Genomic DNA, 16,948 nt, shown 5'->3' with positions numbered 1-16,948 from the left:
GCGGGCATGAGCAACAAGGCCGATCGCATCCGCGCCGCCCTCCAGGCGGCACTGTCCCCCAGCCACCTCGAGGTGCTGGACGAAAGCCATATGCACAGCCGGGGGCTGGAAACCCACTACAAGGCGACGGTGGTCAGTGAAGCCTTCGCCGGCAGCTTCCCGGTGCGCCGGCACCAGACGGTGTATGCCGCCCTGGGCGGGCTGATGCAGGAGATCCACGCGCTGGCGCTGCACACCTACACGTCCGACGAGTGGGCCGCGCGGGGCGTCGCCCCGGATTCGCCCCGCTGCATGGGCGGCAGCCGGCACGACGCCGCGATCACGCCCGCCGCTCCGGCTCCGGCTCCGCGCGCCGACTGAGCACCGCGGCCGTGCAGGCGGTCGCCCCGGGGGCTTGAAAAAAGCCTCCGGGCGCACAGATCGGTAACCGTGCCGGGCGGTGACCCGGACAGACCGAGGAGACCGAAGATGAGCCAGATCAGCAAGCGGGGCGGATGGCCCCGCGCCCAGGATCCCATGGGGCAGCTCTTCGAACGCCTGTTCGAAGGCAGCCTCCTTGGCGAGAACAGCAACGACGAGTCCTCCGTGGTGACCAGCCAGTGGGCACCGCGCGTGGACATCAAGGAAGAGCCGGACCGCTTCGTGCTCTACGCCGACATTCCCGGCGTGGACCCGGCGGACATCGAGATCCAGATGGACAAGGGCCTGCTCACCATCAAGGGCGAGCGCAGCAGCGTGAAGAAGGACCAGGGCGAGAACTACTCGCGCATCGAACGCAGCCACGGCGTGTTCCATCGCCGCTTCGCGCTGCCCGACAGCGCCGACCCGGAGGGCATCACCGCCCACGGCGAGCACGGCGTGCTCGAGATCGTGATCCCGAAGCGTCCGGAAACCACCCCGCGGCGCATCCAGGTCGGGCCGCGCAACGACAAGGGCTGAGCATTCCGGCCATGTGCACCCCCGAAGCCCCGCCATGCGGCGGGGCTTTTTCATGGTTCTTCTCCCGATCGAGGGGACGCTCCGTTCGAGTCCGGGTCGGCCGCCAGGGGCGCTCCGGTGAAGTCCGGGCCGCCCGCCACGGAAGCAGGGGGGGATGCCCAGCCGGATTCTCCGCGTCCTGCTGCCAGATCCGGCCGCCGGCCATCCATGGCCGGCTCTGGGCATCCCCCCTGCATCCGCGGCGGGCACGACCTTTGGTGCGGTCTGGAAGTTCAAGAGCGACGCTACGCCGAAACGGAGAGCGTCATGACCGGGAGCAGCCCGGCTCAGCCGCTCCTGACCTTCCCTCCCGAAGCCGCAGAACGTCGGAGCCCGTCCCGTGCACAGGGGGTGTGCGGACAGCCGGCCATGGATGGCCGGCGGCCGGCCGATGGGAGCAGGACGCGGAGACGGCCGGGGGAGCACACCCCCTGTGCGCGGGACGGGCTGCGCGGGCCCCAACGGAGCCGCTCCTGAGCGCGGGACGGGCTGCGCGGACCCCCAACGAGGCGACTTCAAGGCGCGGCGGTGCGCCAGAAGCGCGACAACGCCTACTCAAGATCCGGGCAGCGTTCCCCGGAGTTGGGAGAAGAACCTTTTTCATGGGTGCCCGACGCGCGAAGATGGCGTTTTCGCGGAGTGACCATGGCCCAGCCGACGTCGCGCAGGAAGTGGTTGCTGACAGGAGCGGTCGTGGCGGTCGCGCTGCTGGCGGCCTGGGTGATCGCCGCCGCGCGCGGTCCGGCCCTGGCCGGCTATCACGTCACCGCCGGGCCGATCGTGCAGAACGTGGTCGCCACCGGCCGGATCGCGGCACCGTCGCGGGTGCAGGTGGGCGCCGAGATCTCCGGCCTGGTGCTCGAACGCCGGGTCATGGATGGTGATCGCGTCGCCCCGGGCGACGTGCTGGTGGTGCTGCGCGCGCGCGACCTCGAGGCGCGACGCGACGAGGCGCGTTCGGCGCTGGCCGCGCTGCGCGAGGCCGATCGCCCCGACGCCCGGGCGCGCCTGCGCCGCGCCCGGGCCGAACTCGCCCAGGCGGAGCGCGACCTGGTGCGCCGCCGCGAGCTGGGCGAGCGACAGCTCGTCTCGCGCGAGAGCGTGGAACAGGCGGCCCAGGCCGTGGTCGCCGCACGCGCCGCCGCCGACCAGGCGGCCGTCGCGCTGCAGGCGCTGGACGGCGGCGCCCGCGAGGCTCAGGCGCGCGAGCGCCTCGCTGCCGCCGAGGCCGACCTGGCGCGCGCGGTGATCCGTGCCACCGTCGCCGGCACGGTGCTGGTCCGCAACGTGGAGCCCGGCGACACCGTCAGGCCGGGGGACGTCCTGCTCGAGATCGCCCGCGATGCCCCCGGGGAAGTGCTGCTGGCGCTGGACGAGAAGAACCTCGAGCGGCTCGAGGCGGGCCAGCCCGCCACCTGCATCGCCGACGCCTTCCCTGGCCGCCCCTTCGATGCCACCGTCTTCCACGTCGCGCCCAGCGTCGACCCGACGCGCGGCACCGTCGACGTGCGCCTGCGCATCGATCCCCCGGTCGACTTCGTGCGCCAGGACATGACGGTGACCGCCACCATCCTCACCGGCCGTAGCGCGCGGGCGCTCGCGGTGCCGAACGATGCCCTGCTCGGCGCCACTCCCGGCTCGGACGAGGCCGGCGTGCTCCGCGTGCGCGACGGCCGCGTGCGGCGCGTCCCCGTGCGCCTCGGCCTGCGCGGCCTCGCGATGAGCGAGGTGGTCGACGGCCTGGCCGAAGGCGACAAGGTGCTCGCCGCCGGCGCGCTCGGGCCGGATGCGCTCCCCGAGGACGGCGACCGCGTGCGCATCGAGGGCCAGCCCCTGCCCGACGCCGGCGGTGCCACCCGCGGCGAGCTCCCGGTCCGGTTCAACTAGGCGATGTGGATCGAGTCCACCATCGCCATGCGCTTCCTGCGCCAGGGGCGGGCGCAGACGCTGCTGATCCTGTTCGGGATCGCGGTCGGCGTGGCGGTCATCGTCTTCGTCACCGCCCTCATCTCGGGACTGCAGGAGAACATCATCGAGCGCACCCTGGGCACGCAGTCCCATGTGCGCGTCGAGGCGCCGCGCGAGATGAACCGCGTGGCGCCGGCGCCCGACGGCGTGCTGCAGCTGGTGCTGGAGGATCCGCGGCCGCAGGCGCTGCGGCCGATCGACAACTGGATCGGCGTGCGCGACGTACTCGACCGCCTGCCGGGGGTCACCGCGGTGTCGCCGGTGGTGTCCGGCCCCGCCTTCGGCCGCCGCGGCACAGCGGTTGAATCGGTGGCGCTCGTCGGCGTGGACCTGCCGCGCTACCTGCGGGTGATCCCGCTGGATGAAAGCATGGTCGAGGGCCGGCTGGAGGTCGGTTCCGGCAATGCCGTGGTCGGCCGCAAGCTGGCCGAAGACCTCGGGCTGCGCCTGGGCGGCAAGCTGCGGCTCCAGGCCGGCGACGGACGCGACGCGGTGGTCAACGTCGCCGGCATCTTCGAGCTCGGCGTGCGCGAGCTCGACGCGCGCTACGTCTACGTCGACCTCAAGCAGGCGCAGTCGCTGCTCGCGCTTCCCGGCGGCGTGACCGTGATCGACATGACCGTGGAAGAGCTGTTCGCCGCCGACCGCATGGCCGCACGCGTGCGGGGCCTCACCGGACTGCAGGCCGAGAGCTGGATGGAGACCAACGCCCAGCTGATGAACGCACTCAGTTCCCAGAGCATGTCCACGCGCATGATCAGCGTCTTCGTCGCGATCTCGGTCGCACTGGGCATCGCCAGCGTGCTCGCGGTGAGCGTGGCCCAGCGCACGCGCGAGATCGGCATCCTGCGCGCGATGGGCACGCGGCGCGCGCAGATGCTGCGGGTGTTCCTGGTGCAGGGTGCGGTGCTGGGGCTGGGGGGCTCCGCGATCGGCGCCCTGTCGGGCCTCGGCCTGGTGGCCGCCTTCAACACCTTCGGCCCGCGGCTGTTCTTCATCCCGCTGCCGCCGATGCTGGTCCCGGCGGCGATGGCGCTGGCCACGGTCGCCGGCATGGTCGCGGCCTTCGTGCCCGCTTCGCGTGCCTCGCGCATGGATCCGGTGGAGGCGATCCGTGGCTGACGATCGGGAAGTGCTGCGCCTCGAAGGCCTGCGCAAGTCCTACAACCTGGGACGGCCGAACGAGGTCGAGGTGCTGCACGGCATCGACCTGCGCCTGGACAGTGCCGACTTCGCCGCGCTGGTCGGACCCTCGGGGTCGGGCAAGAGCACCCTGCTCAACCTGATCGGCCTGCTCGATTCGCCCACCGCCGGCGAGCTCTACCTGCGCGGTGAACCCACGCGGGCCATGGACGACGAGGCACGCACCGCACTGCGCGGGCGGCACATCGGCTTCGTGTTCCAGTTCCATCACCTCATCACCGCGTTCACCGCGCTGGAGAACGTGCTGATGCCGTGGATGGTGGCCAACGGCAAGCCCGATGCCGCGATCATCGACACCGCGCGGGGACTGCTGGCCGACGTGGGGCTGGAACAGTTCGTGGATCGCCGGCCCGACCAGCTCTCCGGTGGCCAGCAGCAGCGCGTGGCCATCGCGCGCGCGCTGGTGACCCGGCCCGCGCTGCTGCTGGCCGACGAGCCCACCGGAAATCTCGACACGAAGACCGCTGCCGAAGTGTTCCAGCTCCTGCGGCGGTTCAACGATCAGTTCGGCTGCGCGGTGCTCGTGGTGACGCATGATCCGCGGCTGTCGGAAACCTGCGACCGGACGATCGCGCTGGTGGACGGTGAAGTGCGCTCGGACGAGCGGCACGAACCGGAAAAGCGCTGACGCACGGGGCAGCTTTCACCTGGCGTCGACCGTTGCACCGCACAATGCGCCCGGCCGCGAGCAGTGTCACAGTGCCTGCCGAGCGCGTCGTTGCAGCATCAACGCAGGTCCGGGGAGCGTTCCAATGAAAGCGACAAGCCTGGTTCCGGTTCTCCGCCTTGCGGGATCCATCGTGCTGCTGCTGATGGCGGTGGCCGTGGTCTACGCCGGTTACACGGCGATCTCCTATTGGCCCTCGATCGCGGTCTGAGGAAGGACGCATGAACAAGCGGCAGTCCCGGGTATTCGCAATCGTCGCAACGGGGCTCGCCGCCGTTGCCTTCATCGGCCTGACCCTGCACAGCCACACCCGCTTCGACGATCTGACCAATGCGGCGGACATCACGCCCGAGGTCACGCAGGGCAAGGATGTCTGGCACAAGTACAACTGCATCAACTGCCACACGCTGTTCGGCGAAGGCGCCTACTACGCGCCCGACCTGACCAAGATCGCGCAGCACCGCGGCGAGGCCTACCTCAAGGCCTACATGCGCGATCCGTCGCAGTTCTACGACGAGCAGCGCCACCGTCGCCTGATGCCGACCCAGAACCTGAGCGACGTCGAGATCGAGAACCTGGTCAGGTTCCTCGACTGGGTCTCGAAGGTCGACAACCAGGGATGGCCGCCCAGGCCGATCCTGGTCGCCGGCGGGACGACCATCGTCGCCGCGCAGGGCACCGCCGCAGGTGCGGCGGAGGCGGGGACCGTGAGGCCCGTGCGTGCGGACAGCGATCCGCGGGCGATCGGAGAGAACCTGTTCGGTACCGCGGTGCCCGTGTGTACCGCCTGCCACTCCCTGCAGCCGGGCGTCCAGCTCGCCGGTCCGTCCCTGGCCGGGATGGCGGAGCGGGCCGCGCGGACGATCGCATCCCCGGACTACACCGGCAGCGCGACCGACGTCGAGGGCTACATCCGCGAGTCGATCGTCTCGCCCAGCGCCCATCTGGTGCCAGGCGCCATGTTCTCCGCGGATGGCACGTCCTTCATGCCCAACACCTACGCGGACACCCTGACCGGGGAGCAGATCGACCAGCTCGCGGCATTCCTTGCATCCATGAAGTAGACATACGGCGGGCGTGCTGCGCCGGCATCGGGAGACCTTCCATGCGCTACAAGTCCCAATCGGTGGCCTACTGGTACTTCGCTGTGGCCATGGTGCTGTTCGGGCTGCAGATCGTGTTCGGGCTGCTGTCGGCTTCGAAGTACCTGGGGCCGGACCCGCTGCTGTACATCATGCCTTTCGACGTCACCAAGACGATCCACACCAACCTGCTGATCGTCTGGGTGCTGACCGGCTTCATGGGCGCGACCTACTGGATGGTGCCGGACGAATCCCGGACCGAGCTGTACAGCACGAAGCTCGCCTACTGGCAGCTTGGCCTGTGGACGGTGATGGGCGTCACCGCGGTGATCGGGTATTTCTTCCGCTACGGCACCGGCAACAAACTGCTGGAGCAGCCGCTGCCGCACAAGCTGGTCATCGTCATCTGCATGCTGATCTTCCTCTACAACATCGGCATGACCATCAGGAAGTCCGGGCGTTTCACGACGACCGAAGGCGTGCTGCTGGGAGGCCTGGCGCTCTCGGCGGTGCTGTACATCCCCGCGCTGCTGCACTACGAGAACTACACCGTCTCCATCTTCTACCGCTGGTGGACGATCCACCTGTGGGTCGAGGGCGTGTGGATGATGATCATGGCCGGCTTCCTCGCCTACCTGCTGATCCGCCTGTCCGGCATCGACCGCGAGGTGATGGAGAAGTGGCTGTACGTGATCGTGGGCCTGGTGTTCTTCGCCGGCATCCTCGGCACGGCGCACCACTACTACTGGGTCGGCGTGCCCCAGTACTGGCTGCCGATCGGCGGCTTCTTCAGTGCGCTCGAGCCGCTGGCCCTGGCCGCGATGGCGATCTACGCCTACGCGGCGATGCGGCGCGGAGGGGTCAGGCATCCGAACACGCTGGCACTTCACTGGACCATCGGCAGCGCGATCTTCGCGCTGTTCGGCGCGGGCCTGCTCGGCCTGGCCCACACCTGGCCCGGCGTCAACAAGTGGACCCACGGCACCCTGATCACGGCGATGCACGCCCACTCCGCGTTCTACGGCGCCTACGCGATGATCATCATGGCGATGATCAGCTACGCGCTGCCGGGCCTGACCAACCGGCCCCCGGGCAAGCACTCGCCGCTCGGGTACTGGGCCTTCTGGCTGCAGATCTCGGGCATGTTCGGAATGACGCTGTCGTTCGGCACCGCCGGCATCGCCCAGGTCTACCTGGAGCGGATCATGGGGATGGGCTACCTCGACGCCCAGCTCAAGATCCAGGTGCACTTCCTGATGCTGTTGCTGACGGCGACGGTCTTCGCCACCGGGGTGGCGATGTTCATCTTCGACTTCTTCAGGTACCGGCCCCACTTCGAGGTGGTGGACGACATCGTCGAAGGGCTGGCCGTGCCAGGGGAACCCTGACCGGTGGATGCGCGCAGGGCGCCGGAGGCGGGAGGGCCGTACTACCTTCCCACCGGCAACGAGGTCGAGGTCGTGGAGCAGTGCCATGCCGGCGGGCTGGCGGTGATGCTCAAGGGCCCGACCGGGTGCGGCAAGACGCGCTTCGTCGAGCACATGGCCTGGCGGCTGGGCCGCCCGCTGGTCACGGTCTCGTGCCATGACGACCTCACCGCGAGCGATCTCATCGGGCGCTTCCTGATCCGCCACGACGACACGGTCTGGCAGGACGGTCCGCTGACCCGGGCCGTGCGCCAGGGCGCGATCTGCTATCTCGACGAAGTGGTGGAAGCACGGCAGGACACCATCGTGGTCCTGCACCCGCTGACCGACTACCGGCGCATCCTGCCGATCGACCGCACCGGCGAGACCATCGAGGCCGCGCCCGGCTTCCAGCTGGTGATCTCCTACAACCCCGGCTACCAGCGCATGCTCAAGGACCTCAAGCCGAGCACGCGCCAGCGCTTCGTCGCGATCGAACTGGACTTTCCGGCACCGCAGGCCGAGGCCGCGATCGTGGCCACCGAAAGCGGCGTGGACAGAGGGACCGCGATGGCGCTGGTGGAGCTGGCTGGCCGCCTGCGCTCGCTGCGGGACCGCGGGCTGGCCGAGGTGCCGAGTACGCGGCTGCTGATCGCCGCCGGGCGCCTGGTGGCCATGGGCATCGGCGTCCGCGAGGCCTGCAGCGTCGCGGTGGTCTCGCCCCTGAGCGACGACCCGACCCTGCTCGGCGCGATGCGCGAACTCGTCGACGCGATGTTCCCCTAGGCGGGTGCGGTCGTGGCCGAAGCCGAGGACCTGGTCGTCGATGCCGCGCGGCACGCCACGATCTTCATCCGCGACGCCTGGCGGCGGCACTACGCAAGCGAGCCGCAGGCACCGGTAGCGCTCGCCTCGCTCGCACGCCGCCTCGATCTCCTGCTGTCGGCCGCCTGCGGCACCAGCCTCCCACTGCGGGTGGCGCTGCCACCGGCGCGTCCGACGGCGCTGCACCGGCTGTTCACCCCGCGCGCCTATCCACGCCACCGGCAGGCGGTACCGGCGACCAGCGGCGACGCCATCTGGCTCCCTGGACACCTGGGCATCCGCGATCCGGTCGAGGCCTCGGAGCTGTACCGTGCGATGGCGCTGCAACAGGCGTTCCGGGCCATGCGCGGCAGCGCGCAGGCGATCCTGGCGCAGCCCGGCGCGCTGCTGCGCGATACTGCGCTGGTGCTGGAGGCGCAGGCGGCCGAGGCCGAGGTGGCGCAACGCTTCCCGGGCCTGCTCCCGGCGCTGCGCCGCCTGCGCCGGCGTGCGCTGGAGGCGCGACCGCCGCTGGCCGATTTCGCTCCGGCGCGACGGGCGCTGGAACAACTGGTGCGCGGGATCCTCGAAAGCGACCCCGCCGCCTCCTGCGACGCAGTGCAGCGGCCGGGCGCGGGGGGCTGCCCGGATCGCCACCCGGATCGGTCGAGGCGTCGCTGGCCGCGGCCGCGCGGCTGGTCCGGGACTGGGCCATCGACGGGGCGGACGTGCGCCGGTTGGGGTCCATGCCGCTCCTTCGCGACTGGTGGACCGGCGAGCTGCGCCAGGCCACGGGAGGCCACGCCCACGTCATGGACGGCCACCCCTTCGAACACGACGAAGAACCCGGGGACGTGCGCAGCGCACGCATGGAGCGGCGGCCCGAACAGCGCGAAGCGACCGACGACGAAGACAGTCCGGGTGACCCCGGCGCCTGGATGATCCAGCAGGATGCCCCGCACGAGATCGCCGAGGACCCCTTCGGCCTTCAGCGTCCGATCGACCGCGACGACGAGACCAGCGCCGACGAGTACGGCGACATGGTGTCCGAACTGGCCTCCACGCGGATGGTCGCTGCCCCCGATCCGCCGCGCGAGGTGCTGCTGTCGGACGATCCTCCGCCCGGCCGCGCGATGCTCGAGTCCGGGGAGCAGGGCGGAGCCGGGAGCTGTTTCCGCTATCCCGAGTGGGACCATTCCACGGAGTCCTACATCGAGGACGGCACCACCGTGCGGATGCTGTCGTCGGTGGCCGGCGATCCGCGCTGGGTCGACGCCATCCTGGCCCGCCACCGTGCCCATCTCGACGGGATCCGCAGGCAGTTCGAGCTGCTGCGCCCGGAACGCATGCGCCTGCGCCGGCAGATCGACGGCGAGGACATCGACATCGACGCCTGCGTCGAGGGCCGCGCCGACCTGCGGGCCGGGGGCTTTTTGCGCGAGGGGCTGTACGAGGCGCGGCGGCCGGGCCGGCGCAGCATCGCGGTTTCGCTGCTGGTGGATGCCAGCGGCTCCACCGACGGCTTCATCGGCGACGGCCGCCGCGTCATCGACGTCGAGCGCGAGGCGCTGCTGCTGGTCTGCATGGCCCTGCAGGGGCTGGGCGAACCGTTCTCGGTCATGGCCTTCTCCGGCGAAGGGCCGCACGGCGTGACCGTGCGCATGCTGAAGGACTTCGACGAGCGCTACGACGAGGACGTCGCGCTGCGCATCGCCGGCCTGGAGCCCGAGCACTACACCCGTGCCGGCGCCGCCATCCGGCACGCGACCGCGCTGCTGATGCGGCAGCCCGCCGAGCACCGCCTGCTGTTGGTGCTGTCCGACGGCAAGCCCAACGACGCCGACCGCTACGATGGGCGCTTCGGCGTCGAGGACATGCGGCAATCGGTGGCCGAGGCGCGCCTGCAGGGCGTTTTTCCGTTCTGCCTGACCGTCGACCTGCAGGCACCGGCCTATCTCCCGAAGGTGTTCGGACCGGACAGCTACGCGGTGCTGTGGTCCCCGGAGCGCCTGCCGATGGCGCTGCTGGAGTGGACCCGGCGCCTGCTCGCCCGGTGATGCCGCATCATGGCGCCAACGGGTATCGGGGAAGGACGGTATGACGCGACGAATCAGGATGTGGTGGATGCCGGTGGCGGTCGCCGCGACGCTGCTGCTCGCGGGTCCGGTCGGTGCGGCCGACGACGCCCCGGCGCCCGAACGCCCCCGGGCGCGCGACGCCGGCGTGGTGATCGGAGTGCGCGAGCCCGGCCCGCGCAACGCCATCATCGACGTGCCGGGCGTGGCGGTGGGACACGCTACCGTGGTCGAGGGCGATGGGCTGCGCACGGGGGTCACCGCGATCCTTCCGCACGGGGGCGACCTCTACCGCGAGCGCGTGCCCGCGGCGATCGTGGTCGGGAACGGCTACGGCAAGCTGCTGGGCGTCACCCAGGTGCAGGAGCTCGGCGAGCTGGAAACCCCGGTCCTGCTCACCGGCACGCTGGGTGTGTGGCGCACGGCCGACGCGCTGGTGGAATGGCAGCTCGCGCGGCCGGGCATGGAGGACGTGCGTTCGCTGAACCCGGTCGTGGGAGAAACCAACGACGGCTACCTCAATGACATCCGCGCGCGTGCGATCACGCCCGCGCACGTGCGCGAGGCCCTGGAGTCGGCATCGCCCGGCAACGTCGACGAGGGCGCGGTCGGCGCGGGCACCGGGACCGTCGCGTTCGGCTGGAAGGGCGGCATCGGCACCAGCTCGCGCAGGCTGCCGGCGTCCGAAGGCGGGCACACGGTCGGCGTCCTGGTGCAGAGCAACTTCGGCGGCCGGCTGACGATCCGCGGCGTTCCGCTGGACGACCTGCGGCCGGAGGCGCTGGCACTGGCGGCAGGCAACCGCGAGCTGCCGCCGGACAGCGGCGATGGCAGCATCATGATCGTCGTCGCCACCGACGCGCCGCTGGATGCCCGCCTGCTGCGGCGGCTGGCGGCGCGCGCGCTGCTGGGGATGGGGCGCACGGGCGGCGACATGAGCAACGGGTCCGGGGACTACGTGATCGCGTTCTCGACGGCGCCGTCCATGCGCAGGATCCAGGGTGATCCGCCGCAGCCGGCGGCGGTCCTGGCCAACGACGCCATGACGCCCCTGTTCGAAGCCGCCGCCGAGGCGACCGAGGAGGCCATCGTCAACTCGATGTTCCGCGCGGAGACCGTGCACGGGCACCGCGGGACCGTGCGGGCGCTGCCGCTCGAAGGGGTGCTGCCGATGGTGGTGCCGGAGCGGTGAAGGGCTAAAGTCCGGCGCGCACCGGCCGATAGGGGCCAGACGAGCCACGCACCTGGATGTTCCGATGCTTCGCAACTGGCCGTTGGCGACCCGCCTGTGCCTGGGCCTTGGACTGCTGCTGCTGACCTGGCTGGCGGTGACGGCGACGGCGGTGCATGGGCTGGCGGGAACGCGGGACCGGCTCCACGAGCTGGCCACGGACCACTTCACCAAGGTCGTCCAGGCCAATCTGCTGATCGACCGCGCCAATGACATCGCACGGACGCTGGCGCAGGGGCTGCTCGAGGGGGACGATGCGGATCTCGACCGGGTTCGCGAGCTCGCGAGGAGTGCGCGCAGCGCTGCCCAGACCAGCCTGGACTGGCTCTGGAAGCACCAGAACGGCCCGGAAGAGGGGGAGCTGCTGGGCGCCGTGGAGCGTGGGCGATCGGCATACATCGCCGCCCAGGAGGAAATTTTCCGGATCGCCGGCGAAGACGGACCGGTGGCGGCGCGGGCGTTCTACCTGGGCACCGTCCTTCCCCTGCAGGAGGCCTACGTCGCGGACGTCGAAGCGCTGGCAGGGCACCACGCGCGGGTCGCCACGACGCGCAGCGCGGAAACCACGGGTGATACCCGGACGGCCCTGTGGCGGCTGATCGCGGTGGCGGTGCTCGCGGCGGTGGTCGCGCTGTGGTTCGTCGTCCGGCTCGGGCGAAGCGTCACCGACCCGCTGGGCGAAGCCGTGCTGATCGCCAACCAGGTGGCGTCGGGGCAGATGGACGTCCCCGCGCCACCCGGGTTCCGTGACGAAGTGGGGCGCGTGCTGCAGGCCCTGCACGCAATGGCCGGCAAACTCGCCGAAGAACGGACCGCGCTCGCCGACAGCGAGCGGCTGTTCCGCCTGCTCGCGGAGCACTCCAGCGACGTGATCAGCCTGCACGACGCGAAGTGCAGGTATACCTATCTCTCGCCCGCCTGTCGCACGCTGCTCGGACGCGATCCCGAGGACCTGCTTGGCAGGACGCCCGAAGCCCTGGTGCACCCCGACGACCTGCCGAGCGTCCGGTGCGAGCACGCGCAGCTGCGAGGCCAGCAAGGGGGGGCGGGACTATCACCTCACCTACCGCGTCCGGCATCCGGATGGAACAGACCGCTGGATCGAGGCGGTCGGCCGACGGATCGCGGACGCGGGGGCCGGCCGCGAGCACGAGATCGTGTCGGTCATGCGCGACGTCACCGAACGCCACCAGGCGGAGCAGCGGCTGCTGGAGAGCCGCGACCTGCTGGCACGCTCGCAGTCGCAGGCGCAGCTGGGAAGCTGGCGCTTCGACCCGGAGACCCGGCAGCTGGAGCTCAGCGTCGAGGCGAGCCGCATCTGCGGCTGTGGCAGCACTACGCAGGTCGACGAGGCCGCCCTGCTCCGCCGCGTGCATCCCTGCGACGCCGCTGCCCTGGTCGCGTTCTGGGAGCGCGTGAAGACGGGTCACCCCGGCGAAGTCGAGTACCGCATGATGGTGGAGGGCGGAGAACGCTGGCTGCATTCGCGCTGCGATCCGGAGATCGCCGAGCCCGGCAAGCGCTGCCGGGTCGTCGGAACGACCCAGGACATCACCGCGATGAAGCTGAAGGAAGCCGAGCTGCTGGCCTCGCGCCAGCAGCTGCGCGAGCTTGCCGCGCACCTCGATCAGGCGATGGAGAGGCGGCGCTCGCACGTCGCCCGCGAGATCCACGACGAACTGGGCCAGTGCCTGACCGCGCTGCGCATGGAAGCGGCGATGGTTCGCGCCCGCTTCGGTGCCGATCTGCCCGAAATCGCCGAGCACATGGCCACGATGAAGCGGACCATCGACCAGACCATGGCCGTGGTCCGCGACGTCGTGGTGATGCTTCGCCCCGCCACGCTGGATGAGGGCCTGGTGCCCGCGGCCGAGTGGCTGCTGTCCGACTTCCGCAGGCGGACCCGTATCGCGGTCCGGCTGGATGCACCCGAGGAGGATTTCGAACTGGATGGCGACCTGGCGACGGCGGCGTTCAGGATCCTGCAGGAGGCCCTCACCAATGTCGGCAACCACGCGCGCGCCAGCTGCGTCTCGGTGTCGATCGCATGCGCGGGCGGACAGCTGGAACTCCAGGTGCAGGACGACGGGATCGGCTTCTCGCCGGACGCCACCGGGTGTGAGCGGACGTTCGGGCTCCTGGGCATGCGCGAGCGCGCGCTGATGTTCTCCGGTGCGATCGAGGTTGACAGCGCGCCGGGCCGTGGCACTACGCTGCGCGCCTCCATTCCCCTGTCTCAAGGTCGCGAACACGCATGATCCGGATCCTGATCGCAGACGACCACGCCATCTTCAGGCAGGGTCTGGCGCGGCTCATCGGCGGCACGCCGGGCATGGGTCTGGTCGGCGAGGCGGCGAACGGCCACGAGGTGCTCGACGGCGTCCGTGCGCTCTCGCCCGACGTCCTGCTGCTTGACCTCAGCATGCCGGGACCCGGCGGCGTCGACCTGATCAAGCGTCTGCGGAAGGAGGCGCCGGGCGTGCCGGTGCTGGTCCTGACCGTCCACGACGAGACCGAACTCGCGCGACGGACGATCCGTGCCGGCGCGGCGGGCTACCTGACCAAGGACGGCGAGCCGGAGGACATGCTGGATGCGGTCCGGGCCGTGGCGCGGGGTGGCAACTACGTGGCCCAGCAGATGGCGGCGCGACTGCTGTACGACCAGCTGCGCCCCGATGCCGGCGCGCCGCACCGCGTGCTGTCCAATCGCGAGTACCAGGTGTTCACCGAGCTCGCGCGCGGCGTGCCGATCGCGACGATCGGCGAGCGGCTGCACATCTCGCCGAAGACCGTCAGCACGCACAAGGTCCGGATACTGCAGAAGCTGGGCCTGAGCGGCGACGCCGAACTCATCCGCTACGCGCTGCGGCATCGCCTCGTCGAGTAGCGGGGTCGGCTTTCCGTCAAGGAGCGGATGGCCGAACGCTTTTAATCCTGCGCCTACAGCGCTTGTAGTCCGTGGCTGATCGGCAGCGGCAGGATGTCCCGGTAGAACTGTGCGCTGTTCATCAGTTCGGGGGCGCGGCATGGAGATCCGGATCGACGGTATCCGGGATGGCGAGGCGCGGGCGATCCTTCGCGGTGCGCTCACCATCCAGCATGCGCGCGCGGCGCTGCCGCTGCTGCTCGACGCGCTCATGCGCGGGCCGCGCATCGAGTTCGACCTGTCCGCCGTCTCCGCGCTGGACGCGGCCGGGCTGCAGCTGCTGATGCTGTGCAAGCGCGAGGCGGCGCGCGTGGGTTGCCGCCTCGAGCTCGTCGGCCACAGCGAGGTCGTGGTCGAGCAGTTCGAACTGTTCGATCTTGCGGGCTATTTCGGCGATCCGCTGTACCTGCGTCCGGCGCTGCAGGCGGGAGCCTCTCCATGAACCTCGTCGAACGCGCCCGGCAGACCTTCTTCGGCGAGTGCCGGGACCTGTTGCTGGAGATGGAGGAAGCGATCGCACTGCTGGCGATCAACCCCGGCGACCGGCCCGCGCTCGACGCGGTCTTCCGCGCCGCACACACGATCAAGGGCTCGGGCGGACTGTTCGAACTGGACCACCTGGTCGGCTTCACCCACCAGCTCGAGGGCGCGCTCGACCATGCCCGCGAGGGCCGGCTGGACCTGGACGCCGGGACGATCTCCCTGCTGCTGCAGTGCCGGGACCACCTGGAAACCCTGGTCGACCGCGCCGTGGCCGGCGTCGAACCGGACGCGGTCAGCATCGACCAGGGCGACGTCCTGCTGGCCAGGCTTTCGGACCTGCTGGACGACGCCTGTGCGGCGGCGATGGAAGCCTTGCCCCTGTCGTCGTCGCCGGTGGCGGAAACGCAGCGCTGGGAAGAGGAAGCCGAGACCTGGCACATCTCCGTGCGCTTCGGCGCCGACCTGTTCCGCAAGGGGCTGAGTCCGGTGCCGGTGCTGCGGTGGCTCGGCACCCTGGGCCGGCTCACCCATATCACGACCCTGGCCGAAGCGATGCCTCCGGCCGAACGCATGGATCCGGAGGCCTGCTATCTGGGCCTGGAGATCCGGCTGCACAGCCAGGCCGGCAAGGAAGAGATCGAGCAGGCCTTCGAGTTCGTGCGCGAAGACTGCGAGCTGCGCATGCTTCCGCCAGGCAGCCGCATCGAGGACTACCTTCGTCTGATCGACGAGCGTCCCGAGGATCCCAGGCGCCTGGGCGAGATCCTGGTCGCCTGCGGTGCGATCACCGCACGTGAACTCGCCACCATGCTCGAACTGCAGGCGGCCGAAGACGGCGGCACCGCGGCCAGGCCGCCTCTGGGTGAACTCGCAGTGCGCAGCGGCATGGCGCCACCGGAGGTGGTCGAGGCCGCCTTGAGCCGACAGCAGGAGGCCCGGCAGCGCACGGGCGAGAACCAGCTGATCCGCGTGCAGTCGGAGAAGCTCGATCGCCTGATCGATCGCGTCGGCGAACTGGTTGTCGCGAGCGCCGGGGTGGGGCAGAGCGCCGCCATGGTCGGGGAAGGCGGCCTGCTCGAGGCGGCGTCGGCCATGGCGCGGCTGGTCGAGGACATCCGCGAGGACGCGATGCGGCTGCGGATGGTCGAGATCGGCGAGACCTTCAGCCGCTTCCGTCGCGTGGTGCGCGAGATCAGCCGCCAGTTGGGCAAGGACATCGAGCTTTCGATCACCGGCGCCAGCACGGAGCTCGACAAGAACCTGGTCGAGCAGATCGCCGAGCCGCTCACCCACCTGGTGCGCAACGCGATCGACCATGGCATCGAACCGGCGGCGGAGCGACGCCTCCGGGGCAAGCCGGAGCGTGGTTCGATCCACCTGGCGGCCCGCCACGAAGCCGGCAGCGTCGTCATCGAGATTGGCGACGATGGGGGCGGGCTGGATCGCGCCCGGATCCTGGCACGCGCCATCCAGCGCGGCCTGATACCCGAAGACGAGACCTTGACCGACACGGAAGCGTGGAACCTGATCTTCGCGCCCGGCTTCTCCACCGCCGAGAGGGTGACCGACCTCTCCGGCCGCGGCGTGGGCATGGACGTGGTCAAGCGCAGCATCGAAGCCCTGCACGGCTCGATCGAGATCGAGTCCGACGCCGGTGCCGGCACCACGTTCCGTATCCGGTTGCCGCTGACGCTGGCGATCATCGGCGGTTTCCTGATGGGCGTCGCCGGCACCCACTACGTCGCGCCGCTGGACACCGTCGTCGAGTGCGTCGAGCTGGCGCCCGGCGTCGGGGCCGCAGGCTATCTCGACCTGCGCGGCGAGGTCCTGCCGCTGCTGCACCTGCGCCGGCATTTCGGCCTCGGGGGCGAGTCCGGCCGGCGGCAGAGCGTCGTGGTCGTCAGCAGCCAGGGCACCCGGGCCGGGCTGGTCGTCGACCGCCTTGAAGGCGAGCTGCAGGCCGTGATCAAGCCCATGGGCGAGCTGTTCGCGCGCCTGGTGGGCATCTCCGGCACGACCATCCTCGGCTCCGGCGCGGTCGCGCTGCTGCTCGACGTTCCCTCGCTGCTGGCGAGTGTCGGCAGCGGCCGGCACGACGCGGCGGTCCGCACTCACTGAATGTCTG

The 16,948-nt window shown here is 70.6% G+C and carries 15 protein-coding genes and 2 pseudogenes; all 17 read left to right on the top strand.

Features of this window, described 5'->3' with window-relative positions; translation table 11 throughout:
* The first annotated feature begins 6 nt into the window (after positions 1 to 6).
* The 17 genes and pseudogenes from FPZ22_RS05650 to FPZ22_RS05575 all read left to right on the top strand — a co-directional run bounded on the left by FPZ22_RS05650 (position 7) and on the right by FPZ22_RS05575 (position 16,941).
* Positions 7 to 360: a BolA family protein gene (locus tag FPZ22_RS05650; RefSeq protein WP_144891191.1), complete on the top strand. Its 354-nt coding sequence runs from the start codon at positions 7 to 9 to the stop codon at positions 358 to 360.
* 108 nt (positions 361 to 468) lie between these two features.
* Positions 469 to 939 (top strand): Hsp20/alpha crystallin family protein, encoded by a 471-nt coding sequence (locus FPZ22_RS05645; protein ID WP_144891189.1) that lies wholly within the window; start codon positions 469 to 471, stop codon positions 937 to 939.
* Between the two features lie 684 nt (positions 940 to 1,623).
* Positions 1,624 to 2,865, top strand: coding sequence for an efflux RND transporter periplasmic adaptor subunit (locus FPZ22_RS05640; RefSeq protein WP_144891187.1), 1,242 nt, complete (start codon positions 1,624 to 1,626; stop codon positions 2,863 to 2,865).
* Positions 2,866 to 2,868: 3 nt separating this feature from the next.
* A complete protein-coding gene (locus FPZ22_RS05635) occupies positions 2,869 to 4,068 on the top strand; it encodes an ABC transporter permease (protein WP_144891185.1) in 1,200 nt (399 codons plus the stop codon).
* Complete coding sequence (locus FPZ22_RS05630; RefSeq protein WP_144891183.1) at positions 4,061 to 4,777, top strand: ABC transporter ATP-binding protein; 717 nt, start codon at positions 4,061 to 4,063, stop codon at positions 4,775 to 4,777. The genes FPZ22_RS05635 and FPZ22_RS05630 overlap by 8 nt, the downstream gene beginning before the upstream one ends.
* Positions 4,778 to 4,901: 124 nt before the next feature.
* Positions 4,902 to 5,027 carry a hypothetical protein gene (locus tag FPZ22_RS14185; RefSeq protein WP_281287437.1) on the top strand — a complete coding sequence of 42 codons (126 nt, stop codon included), beginning with the start codon at positions 4,902 to 4,904 and terminating at the stop codon, positions 5,025 to 5,027.
* A gap of 10 nt (positions 5,028 to 5,037) precedes the next feature.
* A complete protein-coding gene (locus FPZ22_RS05625) occupies positions 5,038 to 5,880 on the top strand; it encodes a cytochrome c (protein WP_144891181.1) in 843 nt (280 codons plus the stop codon).
* 41 nt (positions 5,881 to 5,921) lie between these two features.
* Entirely contained in the window at positions 5,922 to 7,286 is a 1,365-nt protein-coding gene (locus FPZ22_RS05620) for a cbb3-type cytochrome c oxidase subunit I (RefSeq protein WP_144891179.1), read from the top strand.
* Positions 7,287 to 7,289: 3 nt separating this feature from the next.
* A complete protein-coding gene (locus FPZ22_RS05615; RefSeq protein WP_144891177.1) occupies positions 7,290 to 8,090 on the top strand; it encodes a CbbQ/NirQ/NorQ/GpvN family protein in 801 nt (266 codons plus the stop codon).
* 830 nt (positions 8,091 to 8,920) lie between these two features.
* Positions 8,921 to 10,165 carry a nitric oxide reductase activation protein NorD gene (locus tag FPZ22_RS13775; protein ID WP_210412711.1) on the top strand — a complete coding sequence of 415 codons (1,245 nt, stop codon included), beginning with the start codon at positions 8,921 to 8,923 and terminating at the stop codon, positions 10,163 to 10,165.
* Between the two features lie 40 nt (positions 10,166 to 10,205).
* Entirely contained in the window at positions 10,206 to 11,375 is a 1,170-nt protein-coding gene (locus FPZ22_RS05605; RefSeq protein WP_210412710.1) for a P1 family peptidase, read from the top strand.
* A 64-nt stretch (positions 11,376 to 11,439) separates the two neighbouring features.
* Positions 11,440 to 12,384 (top strand): annotated as a pseudogene (locus tag FPZ22_RS14405) (MCP four helix bundle domain-containing protein); the annotation flags it as partial.
* Positions 12,371 to 12,562: pseudogene (locus FPZ22_RS14400) on the top strand (PAS domain-containing protein); the annotation flags it as partial. The pseudogenes FPZ22_RS14405 and FPZ22_RS14400, both read left to right, overlap by 14 nt.
* Before the next feature lie 18 nt (positions 12,563 to 12,580).
* A complete protein-coding gene (locus tag FPZ22_RS05590) occupies positions 12,581 to 13,672 on the top strand; it encodes a PAS domain-containing sensor histidine kinase (protein WP_246121006.1) in 1,092 nt (363 codons plus the stop codon).
* The gene (locus tag FPZ22_RS05585) at positions 13,669 to 14,301 is read left to right on the top strand and encodes a response regulator (protein WP_144891173.1); all 633 of its coding nucleotides are present in this window, start codon (positions 13,669 to 13,671) and stop codon (positions 14,299 to 14,301) included. The genes FPZ22_RS05590 and FPZ22_RS05585 overlap by 4 nt, the downstream gene beginning before the upstream one ends.
* A gap of 139 nt (positions 14,302 to 14,440) precedes the next feature.
* On the top strand, positions 14,441 to 14,782 hold the full coding sequence (locus FPZ22_RS05580; protein WP_144891171.1) for an STAS domain-containing protein: 342 nt from the start codon (positions 14,441 to 14,443) through the stop codon (positions 14,780 to 14,782).
* Complete coding sequence (locus FPZ22_RS05575) at positions 14,779 to 16,941, top strand: chemotaxis protein CheA (protein ID WP_144891169.1); 2,163 nt, start codon at positions 14,779 to 14,781, stop codon at positions 16,939 to 16,941. The genes FPZ22_RS05580 and FPZ22_RS05575 overlap by 4 nt, the downstream gene beginning before the upstream one ends.
* Positions 16,942 to 16,948 lie beyond the last annotated feature (7 nt).

It is taken from the genome of Luteimonas granuli, from assembly GCF_007795095.1.
Lineage (GTDB): Bacteria > Pseudomonadota > Gammaproteobacteria > Xanthomonadales > Xanthomonadaceae > Luteimonas > Luteimonas granuli.
This window is presented reverse-complemented; position numbering and strand designations above follow the sequence as displayed.

Bases quoted from the DNA above. Each gene is read 5' to 3' on its own strand.
- FPZ22_RS05650 (WP_144891191.1), top strand. From the start codon at position 7: ATGAGCAACAAGGCCGATCGCATCCGCGCCGCCCTCCAGGCGGCACTG.
- FPZ22_RS05645 (WP_144891189.1), top strand. From the start codon at position 469: ATGAGCCAGATCAGCAAGCGGGGCGGATGGCCCCGCGCCCAGGATCCC.
- FPZ22_RS05640 (WP_144891187.1), top strand. From the start codon at position 1,624: ATGGCCCAGCCGACGTCGCGCAGGAAGTGGTTGCTGACAGGAGCGGTC.
- FPZ22_RS05635 (WP_144891185.1), top strand. From the start codon at position 2,869: ATGTGGATCGAGTCCACCATCGCCATGCGCTTCCTGCGCCAGGGGCGG.
- FPZ22_RS14185 (WP_281287437.1), top strand. From the start codon at position 4,902: ATGAAAGCGACAAGCCTGGTTCCGGTTCTCCGCCTTGCGGGATCCATC.
- FPZ22_RS05625 (WP_144891181.1), top strand. From the start codon at position 5,038: ATGAACAAGCGGCAGTCCCGGGTATTCGCAATCGTCGCAACGGGGCTC.
- FPZ22_RS05620 (WP_144891179.1), top strand. From the start codon at position 5,922: ATGCGCTACAAGTCCCAATCGGTGGCCTACTGGTACTTCGCTGTGGCC.
- FPZ22_RS13775 (WP_210412711.1), top strand. From the start codon at position 8,921: ATGGACGGCCACCCCTTCGAACACGACGAAGAACCCGGGGACGTGCGC.
- FPZ22_RS05605 (WP_210412710.1), top strand. From the start codon at position 10,206: ATGACGCGACGAATCAGGATGTGGTGGATGCCGGTGGCGGTCGCCGCG.
- FPZ22_RS05590 (WP_246121006.1), top strand. From the start codon at position 12,581: ATGCGCGACGTCACCGAACGCCACCAGGCGGAGCAGCGGCTGCTGGAG.
- FPZ22_RS05585 (WP_144891173.1), top strand. From the start codon at position 13,669: ATGATCCGGATCCTGATCGCAGACGACCACGCCATCTTCAGGCAGGGT.
- FPZ22_RS05580 (WP_144891171.1), top strand. From the start codon at position 14,441: ATGGAGATCCGGATCGACGGTATCCGGGATGGCGAGGCGCGGGCGATC.
- FPZ22_RS05575 (WP_144891169.1), top strand. From the start codon at position 14,779: ATGAACCTCGTCGAACGCGCCCGGCAGACCTTCTTCGGCGAGTGCCGG.